Origin of the sequence: Streptomyces sp. A2-16 (genome assembly GCF_018128905.1) — a bacterium.
In the GTDB taxonomy this organism is placed as follows: domain Bacteria; phylum Actinomycetota; class Actinomycetes; order Streptomycetales; family Streptomycetaceae; genus Streptomyces.
In genome coordinates this window covers 321023-336934 of sequence record NZ_CP063808.1, presented here as the reverse complement: position 1 = coordinate 336934, position 15912 = coordinate 321023, and the positions used below count along the sequence as shown (strand labels likewise).

At 70.3% G+C, this 15912-nt stretch carries 15 protein-coding genes; 9 read left to right on the top strand and 6 right to left on the bottom strand.

What is annotated here, in order from left to right; all coding sequences use genetic code 11:
- Positions 1-11: 11 nt before the first annotated feature.
- Entirely contained in the window at positions 12-536 is a 525-nt protein-coding gene (locus IOD14_RS01660; protein ID WP_123990645.1) for a YbjN domain-containing protein, read from the bottom strand.
- A 140-nt stretch (positions 537-676) separates the two neighbouring features.
- Between IOD14_RS01660 and IOD14_RS01655 the strand changes: the two genes are divergently transcribed.
- Positions 677-1165 carry a hypothetical protein gene (locus tag IOD14_RS01655; RefSeq protein ID WP_212669492.1) on the top strand — a complete coding sequence of 163 codons (489 nt, stop codon included), beginning with the start codon at positions 677-679 and terminating at the stop codon, positions 1163-1165.
- A 140-nt stretch (positions 1166-1305) separates the two neighbouring features.
- Here the strand turns inward: IOD14_RS01655 and clpB are convergent, their stop codons facing one another.
- Complete coding sequence (gene clpB / locus IOD14_RS01650) at positions 1306-3903, bottom strand: ATP-dependent chaperone ClpB (RefSeq protein WP_212669491.1); 2598 nt, start codon at positions 3901-3903, stop codon at positions 1306-1308.
- Between the two features lie 127 nt (positions 3904-4030).
- Between clpB and IOD14_RS01645 the strand changes: the two genes are divergently transcribed.
- On the top strand, positions 4031-4444 hold the full coding sequence (locus IOD14_RS01645) for a TIGR03618 family F420-dependent PPOX class oxidoreductase (protein WP_212669490.1): 414 nt from the start codon (positions 4031-4033) through the stop codon (positions 4442-4444).
- A 128-nt stretch (positions 4445-4572) separates the two neighbouring features.
- Here the strand turns inward: IOD14_RS01645 and IOD14_RS01640 are convergent, their stop codons facing one another.
- Positions 4573-4908 carry a hypothetical protein gene (locus IOD14_RS01640; RefSeq protein ID WP_028809089.1) on the bottom strand — a complete coding sequence of 112 codons (336 nt, stop codon included), beginning with the start codon at positions 4906-4908 and terminating at the stop codon, positions 4573-4575.
- Between the two features lies 1 nt (position 4909).
- Positions 4910-5089 (bottom strand): hypothetical protein, encoded by a 180-nt coding sequence (locus tag IOD14_RS44120; RefSeq protein ID WP_123992777.1) that lies wholly within the window; start codon positions 5087-5089, stop codon positions 4910-4912.
- Positions 5090-5205: 116 nt separating this feature from the next.
- Here IOD14_RS44120 and IOD14_RS01635 point away from each other — a divergent pair, with 116 nt between their 5' ends.
- Genes IOD14_RS01635 through IOD14_RS01625 form a run of 3 tightly spaced genes read left to right on the top strand, consistent with a single transcriptional unit; the run spans position 5206 to position 8221 of the window.
- A complete protein-coding gene (locus tag IOD14_RS01635) occupies positions 5206-6243 on the top strand; it encodes a helix-turn-helix transcriptional regulator (protein ID WP_249125801.1) in 1038 nt (345 codons plus the stop codon).
- The gene (locus tag IOD14_RS01630; protein WP_212669489.1) at positions 6240-7223 is read left to right on the top strand and encodes a helix-turn-helix transcriptional regulator; all 984 of its coding nucleotides are present in this window, start codon (positions 6240-6242) and stop codon (positions 7221-7223) included. The genes IOD14_RS01635 and IOD14_RS01630 overlap by 4 nt, the downstream gene beginning before the upstream one ends.
- A complete protein-coding gene (locus IOD14_RS01625) occupies positions 7220-8221 on the top strand; it encodes a LuxR family transcriptional regulator (protein WP_123990639.1) in 1002 nt (333 codons plus the stop codon). Before IOD14_RS01630 ends, IOD14_RS01625 begins: the two co-directional genes overlap by 4 nt.
- Here the strand turns inward: IOD14_RS01625 and IOD14_RS01620 are convergent.
- Positions 8184-9212 carry a LuxR C-terminal-related transcriptional regulator gene (locus tag IOD14_RS01620; RefSeq protein ID WP_212669488.1) on the bottom strand — a complete coding sequence of 343 codons (1029 nt, stop codon included), beginning with the start codon at positions 9210-9212 and terminating at the stop codon, positions 8184-8186. The genes IOD14_RS01625 and IOD14_RS01620 overlap by 38 nt on opposite strands.
- Positions 9213-9529: 317 nt before the next feature.
- On the opposite strand from IOD14_RS01620, the gene IOD14_RS01615 reads away from it, so the two are divergent.
- From IOD14_RS01615 to IOD14_RS01605, 3 genes are read left to right on the top strand one after another with little or no spacing between them, the layout of a single operon-like run.
- The gene (locus tag IOD14_RS01615; RefSeq protein ID WP_212669487.1) at positions 9530-11074 is read left to right on the top strand and encodes a circularly permuted type 2 ATP-grasp protein; all 1545 of its coding nucleotides are present in this window, start codon (positions 9530-9532) and stop codon (positions 11072-11074) included.
- Entirely contained in the window at positions 11071-12003 is a 933-nt protein-coding gene (locus tag IOD14_RS01610; protein ID WP_123990636.1) for an alpha-E domain-containing protein, read from the top strand. The genes IOD14_RS01615 and IOD14_RS01610 overlap by 4 nt, the downstream gene beginning before the upstream one ends.
- 1 nt (position 12004) lies before the next feature.
- Entirely contained in the window at positions 12005-12847 is an 843-nt protein-coding gene (locus IOD14_RS01605) for a transglutaminase family protein (protein ID WP_123990635.1), read from the top strand.
- Between the two features lie 51 nt (positions 12848-12898).
- Here IOD14_RS01605 and IOD14_RS01600 read toward each other — a convergent pair whose 3' ends face one another.
- Positions 12899-14002 carry a substrate-binding domain-containing protein gene (locus tag IOD14_RS01600; protein WP_123990634.1) on the bottom strand — a complete coding sequence of 368 codons (1104 nt, stop codon included), beginning with the start codon at positions 14000-14002 and terminating at the stop codon, positions 12899-12901.
- Between the two features lie 240 nt (positions 14003-14242).
- On the opposite strand from IOD14_RS01600, the gene IOD14_RS44115 reads away from it, so the two are divergent.
- Entirely contained in the window at positions 14243-15889 is a 1647-nt protein-coding gene (locus tag IOD14_RS44115) for a PA14 domain-containing protein (protein WP_249125800.1), read from the top strand.
- Positions 15890-15912 lie beyond the last annotated feature (23 nt).

The window sequence follows — 15912 nt, the reverse complement described above, 5'->3', positions numbered from 1 at the left end:
GGGCGGAACGCCTACTCGTCGTCCTCGGGCTTCTCGGCGTCGTTGACCTCCTCCTCGAGGCCGAGCTGCTCGACGAGCCACTTGTCGAACTCGATGGCGGCGCGCACCCAGCTGACCGTCGAGGAGACGAAGTGCTCCAGGCTGACGCCGGTGCCGATGAGCATCTGCGCCTCGCCGATCAGGCGGACGGTGCCGTCGTCATGGGTGTGGCTGTAGACCTTGGGCCACAGGGTGCGCCGGTTCCAGTCGTCGATGGACTCCAGCAGCTGCGGCTTCTCGTCGATCTGGTGGGGCCGGTCGTAGAACGTCCGCACCGAGAAGACCTGCTGGTCACCCTCGCCACGGAACATGAAATACGTACGGAACTGCTCCCACGGCGCCGCGAGGTCACCCTCGTCGTCGACGACATACTTCAGCTCCATCTGGTCGAGGAGCTGCTTCACAAGATCCTGATCCGGGACGACGGGGCCCGCCGGTCCTTGCTGCGGCTCGGGCTGGCCCCCGAAGTTCGGAATCGAGGACGGGTCGATGGTCACCGTGAATTTCCCTTCGTACGGATTCCGCCATCCTCCCCCATCCGGGGAGGGGGGTGGCAAGCCCCGACAGACCCTGTCCTCCCAGGGCTGACATGATCCGGACAGACCTGGAAAGCACGTGTCGAGGAAACGGGGAAGACATGACACAGACGCAGACCGAAACGGTGGCGGAACAGGCCGAGCCGGGCGGGACCCGATGGGGGGTCTTCCTGGCGATCGTGGCCGTGCCGACGCTGGTGGTGGCGGGCCTGATCGCGCTGGGGATCGCCTGGCTGTTCACCGACGACTCGGTCGAGCCCGACGTGAAGAAGACCTCGTGCGCCGAGGCCCTGGCCTTCGGCGGGGCAAAGCTGCCGGCGGGGACACGCCACGCCTGGTGCGGGCTCCAGGCCGGGCCGGAACCCCGCTACGAGGCGCGTTTCCTGATGCCACGCGGCGAGATCGACGCCTGGGTGGCGGCAAGCTTCCCGCAGGGGCCGGAACTGCGGACCGCGCAGTGCGGCGACGCCCAGGTCGACGCGTGTCTGAGCGCGGGCCCGGTCGCAGGAGAGCGGGCCTCCGTGCAGATCGAGATCATCCACGACAGCCGCAAGTGGTCCGAGGTGCGGTTCGAGGCGTTCACGCTGTGAGGGGAGGGCGGCGCCGCCCCCGTGCACGCTGTGAGAGGACGGCCGCGCCGACCCTCGTTCACACTGTGAGGGCAAGGCAGCGCCGACCCCCGTTCACGCTGTGAGGAGGGGGCGGAGCCGCCCCCTCCTCACCACGCCCGTCAGAGCGTCTTGCCGGTCGCCGGGCCCACGATCAGGCCGTCGCCGAAGGCGTCCACCCGGACCGTGTCGCCGTCCTTGACCTCGCCCGACAGGATCTCCTTGGCGAGCCGGTCGCCGATGGCGGTCTGGACGAGGCGGCGCAGCGGGCGGGCACCGTAGGCCGGGTCCATGCCCTCGTCGGCGAGCCAGGCCAGGGCCTCGTCGCTGATCTCCAGGGCGAGCCGGCGCTCGGCGAGGCGCTGGGCGAGCCGGTCGATCTGCAGCCGCGCGATCCGGCCGAGCTCGTCCTTGCTGAGGGCGGAGAAGACGACGAGGTCGTCGAGCCGGTTGAGGAACTCCGGCTTGAAGGAGGCCCGCACCACCTCCAGGACCTGTTCCTTCTTCTCCGCCTCGCTGGTGATCGGGTCGACCAGGAACTGGCTGCCCAGGTTGGACGTCAGCACCAGGATCGTGTTGCGGAAGTCGACGGTACGGCCCTGACCGTCCGTCAGACGCCCGTCGTCCAGCACCTGGAGCAGGACGTCGAAGACCTCCGGGTGGGCCTTCTCCACCTCGTCGAGGAGCACCACGCTGTACGGCCGCCTGCGCACCGCCTCCGTCAGCTGGCCGCCCTCCTCGTACCCGACGTAGCCGGGAGGCGCGCCGACGAGCCGGGCGACGGTGTGCTTCTCGCCGTACTCGCTCATGTCGATGCGGACCATCGCCCGCTCGTCGTCGAAGAGGAAGTCGGCGAGGGCCTTGGCGAGTTCGGTCTTGCCGACACCGGTGGGGCCGAGGAAGAGGAAGGAGCCGGTGGGCCGGTCGGGGTCGGCGATACCGGCCCGGGTGCGCCGTACGGCGTCGGACACGGCCCGCACGGCCTCGCTCTGGCCGATGAGCCGCTTGCCCAACTCCTCCTCCATGCGCAGGAGTTTCTGCGTCTCGCCCTCCAGGAGGCGGCCGGCCGGGATGCCGGTCCAGGCGGCGACGGTGTCGGCGATGTCGTCGGCGCCGACCTCCTCCTTGACCATGGTGTCCTTGGCGGCCTCCTCCTCGGCCTCGGAGGCGGCCTCCAGGTCCCGTTCCAGGGTGGGGATCTCGCCGTAGAGCAGCTTGCTGGCGGTGTCGAAGTCGCCGTCGCGCTGGGCGCGTTCGGCCTGGCCGCGCAACTCGTCCAGCTTCTCCTTCAGTTCACCGACCCGGTTGAGGGACTGCTTCTCCTTCTCCCAGCGGGCGGTAAGGCCCCGCAGCTCCTCCTCCTTGTCGGCGAGGTCGCGGCGCAGCCGCTCCAGGCGCTCGCGGGAGGCCGGGTCGGTCTCCTTGACCAGCGCGAGCTCCTCCATCTTCAACCGGTCGACACCGCGCTGGAGTTCGTCGATCTCCACGGGTGAGGAGTCGATCTCCATCCGGAGCCGGGAGGCGGCCTCGTCGACGAGGTCGATGGCCTTGTCGGGCAGGAAGCGGGAGGTGATGTACCGGTCGGAGAGGGCCGCGGCGGCCACCAGCGCGCTGTCGGCGATCTGGACCTTGTGGTGGGCCTCGTAACGTCCCTTGAGCCCGCGCAGGATGGCGATGGTGTCCTCGACCGAGGGCTCGGCGACCAGCACCTGCTGGAAGCGCCGCTCCAGGGCGGGGTCCTTCTCGATCCGCTCGCGGTACTCGTCGAGGGTCGTCGCGCCGACCATCCGCAGCTCGCCGCGGGCCAGCATGGGCTTGAGCATGTTGCCGGCGTCCATCGAGGAGTCCCCGCCGGCGCCCGCACCCACGACCGTGTGCAGCTCGTCGATGAAGGTGATGATCTGCCCGTCGGAGTCCTTGATCTCGGCGAGGACGGTCTTCAGCCGCTCCTCGAACTCACCGCGGTACTTGGCACCGGCCACCATGGCGCTCAGGTCGAGCGAGACGAGCCGCTTGTCCTTGAGCGACTCGGGCACGTCGCCCTTGACGATCCGCTGGGCGAGCCCCTCGACGACGGCGGTCTTGCCGACACCCGGCTCGCCGATGAGGACCGGGTTGTTCTTCGTACGGCGGCTGAGCACCTGTACGACCCGGCGGATCTCCTGGTCGCGGCCGATGACGGGGTCGAGCTTGCCGTCGCGCGCGGCGGCGGTGAAGTCGGTTCCGAACTTCTCCAGGGCCTTGTACTGCCCCTCGGGGTCGGCGGTGGTCACCCTGCGCCCTCCTCTGGCCTTCTGGAAGGCGTCGATCAGCTTCTTCGGGGTGGCGCCCTGCTGGGTGAGCACCTCGGCGGCCGGTCCGCCCTTGGCGGCGATGCCGATGAGCAGGTGCTCGGTGGAGAGGTACTCGTCGCCGAGATCCTTGGCGCGGGCCTGCGCGTCGGCGATGACGGAGAGCAGGTCGCGGTTGGGCTGCGGGGGCGCGACGGTGGACCCGGCCACGCTCGGCAGCGAGCCGAGCGCCTTCTCGGCCCCGGCCCGCACGGCGGCCTGGTCGGCGTCGACGGCCGCGAGCAGATCGACGATGTTCTCGTTGTCCTGCCCCTGGAGCAGAGCGAGGAGCAGGTGGGCGGGGGTGAGGTCCGGGTGTCCCTCGGTCACGGCCCGGTTGCTGGCCGCGTTGATGGCGTCCCGGCTCCGGTTGGTCAGCTCGGCATCCACGTGTCCGTACTCCTCCTCGGGTGTCAGCTCCTGCACCGACTCTGCACTGACTCAGTCAGCGTACATAAAGTTGAGTCTATTCCACTCAAGGCCATCCGTGGCAGGGATGGGGGACTAGCGTCCCGGCATGACCTCCTACGCCCAGGATCCGGGTGCCCCGGACCCGTCGTTCCTCAGCTTCTGGCGCGAACGGCATCTGTGCACGCTGACGACACCCCGCCCGGACGGCAGTCCGCACCTGGTGCCCGTCGGGGTGACATACGACCCGGAGGCCCGTCTCGCTCGGGTGATCGCGAGCCGGACGAGCGCGAAGGTGCGGCACGTGCTGGCGGCCGGCGAGGGTGGGGCACGGGTGGCGGTGTGCCAGGTGGCGGGGCCGCGCTGGGCGACGCTGGAGGGCGTGGCGCACGTCAGCACGGAGCCGGAACGGGTGGCGGAAGCGGTGCGGCGGTACGCGGAACGCTACGAACGCACGCCGTTGCCGAACCCGCTGCGGGTGGTAGTCGAGATCTCGCTCACGGGAGCGATGGGGCGTTTTTGAGCCACGACTCGATCATGCGATAACCGGAAATGTCGCCTGAAACTGCAGCGGCGTCACCGTGTTCAGGTCACGGTGACGCCGCTGCGGGGGGAAGCACCTGAGCGATCTGTTACGACGGGGGAATCGCGTCAGGCACTGCGGGGGGTGGCTGAGATGGTCCGCGGGGTGGGGGTTTCCGGTTCCACCAGCCGATGGTCTCGTTGGTCCAGGTTCACAAAGATCATTCCGTACCGGATGGCACACCGAACAGGCTGCGGCGCCCCCCGAGGCCGCCGCAGACACCGGTACGCCCGTACGTCCTCGTCCTCGTCCCGCGTGACGACCACCGGTTCGCCGAAGACGGTCACCATCAACGAGTCACCGGGGTGGGGGATCGCGGTGACGAGGTCGATGAAGTGCCATCCGGAGCGATAGGCGGTGGCCATTTCCCTGCGGAAGGAGCGGTCGTCGGGTGGAGTAGTCATGTCAAGACCAGATGCTGTCGGCAGGGAAGAGCTGAGCACTCTCGTCGGCAGGCGCAGTCGACGCCACCGCCACTGTCCCGGCATCGCCGGCTTGCGCATCACCCTTCGCAGCAGAGAGGCCACTCAGTGTTCCGAAGGCCACAACGGCGGAGAAGGCGGCGACAAGCACCGAGCGAAGCATTCTCTTCCTCATAGTCGGCTTCGTCCTCACTTGAAGGTCCCCTCTTCCCCCGTCGGATAAGACGATGGCTCATTCAGGCACTTCATGGCCACACAATCAGTGCATCATGTTCCTGCATGTTCAGGACCCTGGGGGGTGGAGATTTGACAACAAATCGGACCAACGCGACACATCCCCATGCGATCACTGAACTGTGTGCAGAGGGGGAGCGCCTGTACGCCAGCGCCCTGCGCACGGGCCGCATCACCCGCGCGGACGTGGAACCCGCGCCCTGCCTGATGGAATACGCCCTCCTGCACCCCGATCCCGACGACGCGAACTGGCTGCGTCCGGTTCCCCCTTCCGTCGCACTGGCCCAGCGCCTCAACCCGATCGAACGCGAGATCTCCGAACGCCGCCGGACCTCGATCGAGCTGGCCGAGGTGTTCGAACCCTTCATGACGCTCAGCGCACAGGGGGCGGCACCCACCCACGCCATCACGGTGCTGGAGGGCCTGGACCGGATCAACGCGGCTCTCGACCTGGCCACGGAGCAGTGCCAGAAGGAGATGCTCACGATCCAGCCCAGCGCCAACCACCCCGAGCGCAGGGTCATCGAGGGACTGGAGCGCGACCGGACCCTCACCGAACGGGGGGTCCGCATCCGGACCCTGTACCAGCACACGGCCCGCTACAGCCCCGCCCGGATCGCCTACATGGAGCGGTTCGCCGACGGCAAGGTGGAGTACCGGACCATCGACGAGCTGGTGGAGCGGCTGATCATCTGCGACGAGTCCGTCGCCTTCCTCCCCGTCCGCGACGACCGCCAGGTCGCCCTGGAACTGCGCCACCCGGGCCTGGTCGGCTATCTCATCAAGGTGTTCGAGTTCATGTGGAGTCGCGCGGTACCGCTGAGCGCCGGCGCTCCGTACGAGACGGCCCCCGACGGCATCACCGACATCCAGCACTCCATCGCCAAGCTCCTCGTGGAGGGCCACGTCGACGAGGCGATAGCCCGCCGCCTGGGCATGAACGTACGCACCTGCCGGGCCCACATCGCCAAGCTCGCCACGGCCCTCGGCAGCGGCAGCCGCGCCCAGCTCGGCTTCCTCATCGCGCAGTCGGGCATCCTGAAGCCCGACCAGCCGATATCCGGGGGAGACGACCACCCGTGACCGCGGCGCACACGCACGGAGCGGAGGAACTGTGCGAGTCGGGTCTGGCCCTGTACACCCGCGCGCTGCGCGAGGGAGGGGTACGGGCCGCGGAGGCGGACGAGGCACCCTGTCTGGTCGACCTCGGTCTGCTGCAGCCGGACCTCGGGGATCTGCGGTGGCTGCGCCCCGTCACCCCGGCCTTCGCCCTGCACCGCCTGCTGCGCGGGATCGAGGACCGCATCGCGGACGAGCGGCGCCGTGAGGAGCGGCTGACGGCAATGTTCGAGTCGCTGGTGGCGATCGACGGACCGCACACCGCGGGGGCTCCGATGATCAGCGTCCTCAGCGGTCTCGACCGCATCGGACAGGCCATCCACCGCACGGTGGCGGACGCCTCGGGCGAGGTGCTCACCATCCAGCCCCACACCAGTCACACCCACTCCCCCGCCGAGATCCACGCCGAGGCCCTGGACCGCGACCAGGCCCTGCTCGACCGCGGCGGCCGTATCCGCGTCCTCTACCAGCACACGCTCCGGCACGCCCCCAGCATCCTGGCCCGCTACGAACGACTGCACGGCGACGTCGAGGCCCGCACGCTCGACGAGGTCACCCAGCGGCTGATCGTGGTGGAGCGCGAGGTCGCGTTCATCCCCGCCAACAAGGACCGCACCCTGGCCCTGGAGATCCGCCACCCCGCCATCGTGGAGTTCCTCGCGACCGCCTTCGACCGCCTGTGGCGCCTGGCCACCCCGATGTATCCCCGGGCCGTCCAGCAACCGACCCTCAACGGCATCACCCCCCGCCAGCGGGCCATCGCCGCCCTCCTCGTCGAGGGCCACACCGACGCCGTCATCGCCGACCGGCTCGGCATGAACATCCGCACCGCCCGCGTCCACATCGCCAAGCTCGCGGCGACACTGGGCAGCGAGAGCCGGGCCCAACTCGGCTATCTCATCGGGCAGTCCGGCATCCTCGACCAGCAGGACACGGGCGAGTGACCGGGGCGGCGCACCAGGAGCACGGCCGCGAGGACCCGTGCCCGCAGGGCATCGAGCTCTACGGGCGGGCCCTGCGCGAGGGCGGGCTCGGCAGCGAGGAGGCCGCGGCCGTCCCCTGCCTCGTCGGCACCGGACTGCTGCGGCCCGACGCCCGGGACCCGGCCCGGCTGGAACCCGTGCCGCCCGCCCTGGTCCTGCACCGCATGCTCCGCGCCACCACGGAGCGCACCGCGCACGAGCGGCGGCGGGAGGAGCGGCTCGCCGAGGCGTTCGCGCCGCTGCTGCGGACCGGTGGACGGATGGACGGGCGCGGCACGGCGGGCGCGGAGGACCCGGCGATCAGGGTCGTCAGCGGCACCGGCCCCATCAACGAGGCCATCACCGAGGCCATGACCCGCACCTCCCGCGAACTGCTGTGCGTGCAGCCCAACGTGCACTACAACGACAGCCGGGGCGCCGCCGCCCAGGTCGTGGCGATGGACCGGGACCAGGCACTGCTCGACCGCGGCGCGCGCATCCGCACCCTGTACCAGCACACCCAGCGCAACATGCCGCTCGTCCTCGCCCGGTACGAGCAGCTCCGCGGCGACGCCGAGGCCCGCTCCCTGGACGAGGTCACCGACCGGCTCATCGTCGCCGACCGGGACGTCGCGTTCATCCCCGCGGGCGGGGACGGGACGATCGCGCTGGAGGTGCGGCACCCGGCGCTGGTGGAGTTCCTGGCCGCCACCTTCTACCGGCTGTGGTGGCAGGCCACGCCCATGTATCCGCAGACCGTGCACCGGCCGAGCCTCAACGGCATCACCCCCCGCGGGCGGGCCATCGCCGGACTGCTCGTGGAGGGCCACACCGACGCCGTCATCGCCGACCGGCTCGGCATGAACATCCGCACCGCCCGCGACCACATCGCCAAACTCGCGGCGACACTGGGCAGCGAGAGCCGCGCCCAGCTCGGCTACCTCATCGGACGGTCCGGGATTCTTGACCGGGGAGCGTGATCGAGGAGACGGCGTTCGGGCCGTCCAGGCCCACCTGCGCTATCCGCACGCCCAGTTGCGTACGACTGGCCGCCCCGAGCGTCTCCGAAAGGCGCGCGATATGGGCCCGGCAGGTGCGCACGCTGATCCCCAGCCGTTCCGCGATCACGGCGTCCTGGTGGCCCTCGGCCAGCAGGGCGGCGATGGACTGCTCACGGTGGGAGATGCCCTCGATGCCGGTGTCGGGCAGCGGGGCGGTGAGGGGGATCGCCAGCCGCCACAGCCGCTCGAAGACCGTCACCAGGTACTCCACCAGCGCCGGGTGCCGCAGTTCCAGGGCGAGGGTGCGGTCGGCGTTCGCGGGGACGAAGGCCACCGTGCGGTCGAAGAGGATGAGCCGGTCGATGACCTCGTCCAGTGTCCGCGCCTGGACCGAGCCGCCCATCAACTCCAGGTAGTTCAGGAGCCCTTGGCCGTGCCGGGCCACATGGGTGTACAGGTCCCGCATCCGCACGCCCCGGCCGCGCAGGGCCAGCGCCCGGTGCAGACCCTCCGTCAGCTCGTGCTCGGGGCGGATGCCACCGGGCTGGACGGTGAGGACCTCCGTCGTGCACGCCTCGGTCGCCTCGTCCATCGCGGCCTGGATCCGGGACAGACCGTCGAGAACCCGGATCGCGGTCCCCTCGCCGGCGCCCGGGACGACGCTGGGCCCCAGGCCCGCGTACCGCTCCACGGCCGCGACCGCCGCGCCCACCCGCCGCTGGCTCGCGCTGACCTCGTCGTGGACCCCGCGCAGCAGCCGGGTCATGACCTCCTGCGGTGCCGTCGGCACCAGCCAGTCCATGTCGTCGGGGTCCGGGTGCAGCAGGGCCAGTTCGAGCAGACAGGGCACCGGTTCGGCGTCGGCGCGCGGCACGCGGCCGCGCCGTACGGCCCGGGAGTACACCCGGTCCCCGGCCTCGCACAGCCGGTCAGCACCGTGTGGATGGTTGTCCGCCCCGAGCCCGGCCATTGCCCATCCCACCCCCGGTTCCAGCGTCTACCGCCCTCTTGTCCTGTTCCCCAGCGGAGCCTCGAAGCCCCCTCGGCTCCGCAACTATGCGCGGCCCGGACCGGCTCCGCAACACGGCTCCTCGGGCCGGGGGCGGTGAAAACGGCCGGTATACCCCGTTACTTACGGGCCTCCGGCCGCCCGTCTGCAACAAGCTGATGGCGCCACGGCCACCCTCACGGGTGCATCGTGAAGCCGCGGAACATCCGGCTCCGTGTGTCAACTCCCGGAAACCACGCAGTGATCACCCCGTTACGTGCCGCACTTAACGTCAGCGCATGGCGGACATATTTGACGCATACGCGTTGGCCGACGCGTGGGACGAGATGTTCGAACGGCCGGGCGAGGTCAGGACCGCCTATGAGCCGGTGCTGGCGGCGCTTCAGCCGATCGAGCCGAGTGAACTCAGGTTCCGCGCCGACCAGATGGCCCGGGCCTTCACCGACCGGGGCGTGACCTACGCCTTCGCGGGCGAGGAGCGGCCCTGGCCGCTGGACCTCGTACCCAGGATCCTCGACGCCCTCGAATGGGATCTCGTACAACGCGGGGTGAGCCAGAGAGTCAGAGCCCTGGAGGCCTACCTCGCCGACGCCTACGGACCCGCCCGTGCCTTCGAGGACGGCGTGGTGCCCTGGCGGCTGCTGCTGAACTCCCCGCACTTCCACCGGGCCGCGCACGGACTGGAGCCCGTCAACAATGTGCGCATCCATGTCGCCGGCATCGACCTCGTACGGGACGAACAGGGCGACTTCCGGGTCCTGGAGGACAACGTCCGGGTGCCCAGCGGGGTGTCGTACGTCATCGAGAACCGGCGCGCCATGACCCGCGTCTTCCCCTCGCTCTTCGCCGAGCAGCACGTCCTCCCCGTCGACGGTTACACGCAGAAGCTGCTTGCCGCCCTGCGCGCCGCCGCCCCCGACGGCGTCCAGGACCCCCGGGTCGTGGTCCTCACCCCCGGCTCCAGCAACGCCGCCTACTTCGAACACGCCCTGCTCGCCCGGCTGATGGGCGTGCAGCTGGTCGAGGGGCACGACCTGGTGTGCCGGGGCAACCGGGTGTGGATGCGCACGACACGCGGAGAGGTGCCCGTGCATGTCGTATACCGGCGTCTGGACGACGACTTCCTCGATCCGCTCCAGTTCCGCCCCGACTCGGTGATCGGCTGCCCGGGCATCCTCGGCGCGGCCATGGCGGGCCACGTCACCCTCGCCAACGCGGTCGGCAACGGGATCGCGGACGACAAGCTGCTCTACACGTACGTCCCTGACCTGATCCGCTACTACCTTTCCGAAGAACCGATTCTTCCCAATGTGGAGTCGTTCCGCCCGGAGGAGCCGGGGCAGTTGGAAGCCGTCCTCGACCAGATCGACCAGCTGGTCGTGAAGCCGGTCGACGGGGCCGGCGGGCAGGGCATCGTCATCGGCCCCAAGGCCGACCGCGAGACCCTGGAGAGAACCCGCGAGGCCGTCCGGCGGGACCCCCGGGGCTTCATCGCGCAGCGCCCCGTCGCCCTGTCCACCTCCCCCACCCTCGCGGGCGAACGCATGGCGCCCCGCCACATAGACCTGCGTCCCTTCGCCGTCAACGACGGCAACGACATCTGGGTCCTGCCCGGTGGCCTGACCCGGGTCGCCCTCCAGGAGGGCAACCTGATCGTCAACTCCAGCCAGGGCGGCGGCTCCAAGGACACCTGGGTGCTCGCCGAGGGCCCCGCGGAGCCGCCCACGCCCGCGGACAGCAGTGCGCACCTGGACATCGCCCCACGTCAGCACGGTCCCGACGGCACCCCCACCGTCGTACAGGAAGGGGCGCAGCAGCAGTGAACGACGTGATCCTCTCCCGGATAGCCGAGGCACTGACCTGGACCGGCCGCTACGTCGAGCGGGCGGACAACACCGGCCGGATCCTCGACGCCTACCTCCACCGGATGCTGGAGGACCCGTGGCGCGACGAGGACGTGGCCTGCCGGTCGCTGTACGCGATCCTCGGCGTCGACGCGGGCGGCACCCGCGTCGACATGCAGCAGGTCCTGGACCAGCTCGCCTTCGACGCCCGCTCGACCTGCTCCATCGAGGGCGCGCTCGGCGCGGCCCGGCTCAACGCCCGCAGCGCCCGTGAGGCCGTCTCCTCGGAGATGTGGGAGTGCCTGAACTCCACCTGGCACGCCCTGGCCGACCAGCGCCTCGCGGCCCGCCGTACCGGCCCCTACGCCTATCTGGAACTCGTACGGCGGCGCGCGGCCCTCTTCTTCGGGCTCGCCGACTCCACCATGAGCCGCGACGACAGCTGGCGCTTCGTGGTGCTGGGCCGGAGTCTGGAGCGGGTGGACATGACCGTGCGGCTGCTGTCGGTCCGGGTCCTGGACGCGGCCCACGCGCCCGACTGGCCGACGCTGCTGAGCGCGTCGGGCGCCGACGAGGCGTACGCGCGCGTGTACGGCGGCTTCGGCGACACCCCGCGCGTGGCCGAATTCCTCCTCCTGGACCGGGACTTCCCGCGCTCGGCACTGCACGCCCTGACGACGGCGGAGGAGTGCCTGACCGCGCTCGGCCGCCCCCGCCAGGACCCCGCGCGCCGCCCGATCGGCCGGATGCGCACCCGCCTCGAATACCTCGACCTGCACGCCCTGGAAGAACAGCTCCCGCTGCTGCTGAGGGACTTGCAGACCGCCTGCATGGCCTCCGCGGAGGCGGTGGCGGAGCGGTTCTTCCCGTACCAGGGGCCCGTCGAGTGGGCCCAGGAAGGAGCCTGAGATGACCAGCCGGCTCCGCATCAAGCACGTCACACGGGTGGCTTACGCCCAGCCCGCGGCCTCCTCCCACAACGAGGTCCGCATGACCCCGCTGACCCTGCCCGCGCAGACCACCCTGGACGCCCGGGTCACCGTCAGCCCGACGACGCCCACCTGGTCGTACTGGGACTACTGGGGCACCCAGGTCACCGGCTTCGACCTGATGGACCCGCACGGCCATCTCACCATCACGGCCTCCAGCCTGGTCGAGACCCACCCGGCGGGCCCGCTCCCCGAGCCGCCCACCTGGGCCGAGCTGGCCGAACAGAAGGCGAACTCACGGCTGCTGGAGTTCCTCGACCCGACCGTCCGCACGACCGTCCCGGCCGAGCTGGTCGAGCGGGCGCGGGAGGCCTCGGCGGGCCTCGACGTCCACGCGACGGCGGTCGCCGTGTCCGCGCTCGTCGCCGACCGGGTCTCCTACCTGCCCGGCACCACGGGTGTGAACACCTCCGCCGCCGAGGCCTGGGAGCAGGGCGCCGGTGTCTGCCAGGACATCGCCCATGCCACCCTCGCCCTGCTGCGGGGCCTCGGGCTGCCGACGCGGTACGTCTCCGGCTATCTGCATCCGGAGCGGGAGGCGGAGCTGCACCGGCCGGTCGCCGGCCAGAGCCACGCCTGGGTCGAGTACTGGGCGGGCGAGTGGTGCGGCTACGACCCCACCAACCGGGTCCGGGCCGACGAGTCCCACGTGGTGGTGGGCCGGGGCCGTGACTACGACGACGTGACCCCGCACAAGGGGATCTACCGGGGTGTCCCGGGCGGGCCGCCGGAGGTGACGGTGGAGTTCACGCGGGTGGCCTGAACGGCCGGAGGGGGCCACAGGGGCGCGTCCCCTGTGGCCCCCTTCTGACGGCTACTTCAGGCCCGCGGCCGCGCAGGCGCTCGCGTACTCCGAGGTGCAGATGTCCTTGACGGTGTAGATGCCGTCCTTGACGACCGTGCTCTTGATGTTGTCCCGCGTCAGGGCGACGACCTGGACGAGCTGGGCCGGGATGTCCTTGTTGGTCGGGCTGTCGACCCGGTCCGAGGCGAGCGCGTCGAACTGGATGCCCTTGCCCTGGATCTTCGTCACGGCCATCTCGGCGGCGGCCTCGGCCTCGTCCGGGTAGGGCTTGTAGACGCTCATGTACTGCTCGCCCGAGACGATCCGCTGCACCGCGGTCAGCTCCGCGTCCTGGCCGGTGATCGGCGGGATCTTGGTCATGCCCGCGTTCTCCATCGCCTTGATGGCGGCGCCGGCCATGGCGTCGTTGGCGGAGTACACGGCCTTGATGTTGCCCTTGCCGATCGCGGTGATCGCCTCGGACATGTTCTTCTGGGCGATCTCCGGCTTCCAGCCGTCGACGTCGTAGGTCTCGGCGATCGTCACCTTGCCGTTGAGCTCCGACATCGCGCCCGCCTTGAACTGCCCGGCGTTCGGGTCGGACGGCGAGCCGTTGATCATGACGATCTTGTCGGAGGTGTCGATGTCGGAGCCGATCGCCTCGATGAGGGAGCGGCCCTGCACCTCGCCGACGAGCTCGTTGTCGAAGGAGACGTACCCGTCGATCGGTCCCTCGGCGAGCCGGTCGTAGGCGACGACCGGGATGCCGGCGTCCTTGGCCTTCTGCACCATGCCCGCGATGGCGTGCGAGTCCACCGCGTCCAGCAGGATGACGTCGACCTTCTCGTCGATCATCTGCTGCATCTGCGCGGCCTGCTTCTTGGCGTCCGCCTCGCCGTTGGCGTAGACGGTCTTGCCCTGCTTGTTCGTGAGCTCGGCGACCTTCCTCTTGATGATCGGGTAGTCGAACTCCTCGTAGCGGGTGTTCGTCTTCTCCGGCATCAGCACACCCACGGTGATGTCGTTGCCCTTGGTCGGACTCGCCTCACTCCCGCTCGCGGCGCCGAGCGCCCCACAGGCGGCCAGCGAGAGGGTCATCGTGGACGCGGCCACGGCTATGGCGATACGACGCATGGGGCTGCTCACTTCTGATGCTTTCCGGACGCGGGCGCGGCATTGCGGCCCATGTGACTGAAAAGCCAACGCGGGGCCGCCCATCGACGTCAAGCGGAATCACTTAACGAGTGCGCAACGCCACTCTCCGCCGATGGTGTGAAGACTTGGCGCGAACACTAGTACAACCAACTTCACACCTCGCGAGTCGTGATCACAGCAGCCCCACAACTGCTGTTCCGTGTACGACCAGAGGATCGAATGAAGTCAGCCAGACGGACGACCGCCAGCGCCGTCGTCCTCGCCACCGCCGGCACCCTCGTCACCCTGACGGCGGCCCCCGCCTCGGCGGCCGTGTCGTGCGCCTCACCCGTGTTCAAGCGGCAGTTCTACGCGAACACGTCCTTCTCCGGCACCCCGAAGAAGACCGACTGCGACGACGCGATCGACCAGAGCTGGAGCGGCGCCCCCGTCTCCGGTCTGCCGAAGGACAACTTCGGCGTCCGCTGGAGCGTGACCCGCGACTTCGGCTCCGGCGGCCCCTTCGCGCTCAACGCCACCGGCCTCGACGGGATGCGGGTGTACGTCGACGGCGTCCGCAGGATCGACCTGTGGAAGAACGTCTCCACCACGGTCAAGAAGACCGCCAACGTGACGATCCCGTCCGGCAGGCACACCCTGCGCATCGACTACGCCAACTGGACCGGCGCCGCCAAGGTCAAGGTCACCTACGCGCCCCGCACCTCGGCCGACGTCGACAAGGTCAGGCCGCTGGTGCCGACGGGCACTTCGGTGTCGTATGACAGGCCCACCGGCAAGGCCAAGGTCACCTGGGCGAAGAACAAGGAGATGGACCTCGCGGGCTACCGGGTCTACCGGCGCCTGAAGGGCACCTCCTTCGGCGGCACGCCGCTCACCACGACCACCTCGACGTCGTACACCGACAGCGCCCTGCCGGTGACCGGCGACACGTACTACTACGAGGTCCGCGCCTACGACAAGGCGGGCAACGAGTCCGGCGGCACCGCCGACCAGGCCGTGGCCACAGTCGACCGCACCGGCCCGGCCGCGGCCACCGGGACGACCGCGCTGGGCACCACGGCGGGCAACTCCGTCACGTGGCAGGCGTCCTCGTCGGCGGACGTCGAGCACTACGAGGTGTGGGCCGCGCGCAACGGCGATCCCGACCCGGACGGGCCCGAGATCGTGTTCGGCACGTCGTTCCTCGACAAGGTCGCGGAAGAGGGAGTGCCGTACACCTACAGGGTCCAGGCCGTCGACGGCGCGAACAACCTCTCGCCGGTCTCGGCCCCGGTGACCGTCACCCGTCCCGTCGCCTCGGCGGTTCCCGCCCCGACCGGAGTCACCGGCACGCCCGCCGACGCGTCCACCGCAGTGACGTGGACGGCGGCCGACGCCACCGGCTACCGCGTCTACCGCCGTACCTACGTCAACGGCGCCTGGAGCCTGCTGGGCACCGTGTCCGGGACGTCGTACGAGGACACCTCCGCCCCGAAGGGCAAGGCCTTCTACTACGTGGCCGCCGTCGACGCCCAGGGCGCCGACTCGGTGCCCTCCACCGAGGTCACCGTCGACCGGCTCACCCCGGCCACCGCGACCGGCCCGGCCGCGCCGAAGCTGACCCTGGTCACGAACGGAGTGCCGGCGCGCGCCCCCGTCCAGGTCACGGCCGCCCCCGGCACGGGTGACGAGGGCCGCGTCCTGAAGGGCTGGTCGTGGGAGATCTCGGGCGCCTGCGGATCCAGCGGCGTCCAGTTCTCCACCACCGGCACCCTCTCCTGGACGGCCCCCTGGAACGGCCCCTGCGTCGCCGAGGTGTACGCCGTGGACGCCTACGGCCGCCAGGGCACGCAGAGCGCCTCCCTGGAGTTCTTCAGCGGCCGCTGACGCCCAGCCGCTGACGGAAGCAT